The following is a 1,978-nucleotide window of genomic DNA, read 5'->3' as shown; positions in this document are numbered from 1 at the left end:
GGTCTTAAACTATCTATTCCCTTTAATCTATTAAATATAAATCGAACATTCGAAACATCCAAATTTTGATCTGGACTTTTTGATTGATTATCTTCATATTTAATACTAGTTCTATATACAATCTCTTCTTTTTTTTGCTCACTATTTAATGAACTAGCAATTTCTTGCAAAGTTGTTCCATAGAACTTTTTTCTTTAATATTGTATACTCCTCCTGTTGTTTGATATACAACGCTAATGCGATTATCATTTTCCGCCCCAAACGTGCTATCCCTAACCTCTTCTTTCACATAMGCATACCCATCATCACTCGCAGACATAACCGTCTTCATATCMCCTTCATCCAAYGCCTTTACTAATCTCTCATACTCTATCTTCGTCTCCCCAAAACCACATCCACTTAATAAACTTGMTACTATTGACAGAACTATCATCATCTTAGRTTTCTTCTTTAACTTCATACTGACACCCCGTTGATTTCTCTAGGCATTTTTARGTTCATTATGTTCCCTTTTGGAAAGTAATACACTTCACCTKTACTTAYYGGTATTTATTTACTCATACAGATTATATTGAAGATACTTTAATTTTTAWTAGCATCGATTTWTATACAATYCTTWATTGCTTATATAWTCTRTTCGAATTTTCAGAAACCAAAACTTATTTTATTTCTTTSGCTTKCTTTTCCTCTCTCTCTTTATAACGCTTTAAGAATTCCTGRCGTTCYCTTTCATGTTCYTCCCAYGAAATATAAAATGAYGGAAATTTAAATCTRCAATAGGCTAATAATTGGAACTCWGCTGCGCCTATGGCTAYCGCGTACATAATGAACGTAAATATAAAGTAACCAAACATTATGCTCAATGAGTAATTATTTTGTACATAAATTAAAACAAGAAGAATTAGTACATAAATTGCCACACCAAACATTACATTTTTCTTTGCCTTATTAAAAAATGAAGTAGATCTTTCTCCCATACTAAATGCACCTTTACTTGCTTGTTTAAAAGTATCAACTGTTGTTACACCATGAACAAGTATTGCTCCTAATACTAGTAAACCTACATAAATAAGCGTAATAAAATTAATAGAATAATTACTCATCCCTGGAAGAACAAATGCCGTAAGACCTATAGTACCTAACTGAAACGCATATAATAATATCACCAATGCCTGGAGCTTTTGAAATTTAAAACGTACCTTAGGGATCAGATATATAATAAAAAAGATTACTTGTAGGCTATATAACAACAATTCCATTCTGACTATTACAGTGTCAAAAAGAGTCGGATAGTAATCCCAGCCAAATCTAATTAATGCTCCAAAAATAAAAAGCATTAATAACGAACTATAAAGCATTCCACCAAACATAAACAACATAGCTCCTTCAGGGCTTAAACGATGTCTACATGTTATTTTAAATTCATCTAAATCTTYTTCTTTTATRTTCCACATTTGTTAACTCCACCTTTCCCCGAACTATAGTATATTACCAAAATAAAGATGCAATTTTCTTAGTCACTAATTTCACACCTTTTTATTTTCATCGCCACTCTTAACCATCTCTTTTGTTGTACTGCGCCTTATATTTTAAATATTCCTGTCTCGCATCTTGGTAATTATCCTGTTTTCTATTAAAATACGTTATTATTTGGAACATATTTTCTACTAATTTTCCATCCTCATTCTTTTCTTTAAAGTCTATATCTATCCTCATTTGCAAAATTTGTTTTGGATTTTTTGGGGCATCCAGGTGCAATACGATTGTTGCTCCATCAAATTCATCGTATTGTATCTTTAATTTATTATTAATAATATTTTTAAATTCAGATTCAGTTAGTCGATATCCCACTGAATTAGGCTGATCAAACTTTTTTATATCATCCTCGGGCTTCATCTTTAGTTTCCCTATCCCATTTAAACGATTTACAATTAAGTTCACGTATGAAACATCTAGATTTGAATCCGGACTTTTCACC

The 1,978-nt window shown here is 31.2% G+C and carries 1 protein-coding gene and 2 pseudogenes; all 3 read right to left on the bottom strand.

Annotation, left to right across the window (positions count from 1 at the left end):
• Positions 1-460, bottom strand: a pseudogene (locus tag AC1DTM_RS24250) (DUF3952 domain-containing protein); the annotation flags it as partial.
• A gap of 199 nt (positions 461-659) precedes the next feature.
• Positions 660-1,454: a hypothetical protein gene (locus AC1DTM_RS24245; protein ID WP_477001083.1), complete on the bottom strand. Its 795-nt coding sequence runs from the start codon at positions 1,452-1,454 to the stop codon at positions 660-662.
• Positions 1,455-1,554: 100 nt separating this feature from the next.
• Positions 1,555-1,978 (bottom strand): annotated as a pseudogene (locus tag AC1DTM_RS24240) (DUF3952 domain-containing protein); the annotation flags it as partial.

The sequence above is a fragment of the Bacillus sp. P4_D3 genome (assembly GCF_056401855.1).
The sequence above is the reverse complement of the archived record's forward strand: the minus strand, read 5'-3'. Positions and strand labels throughout refer to the sequence as shown.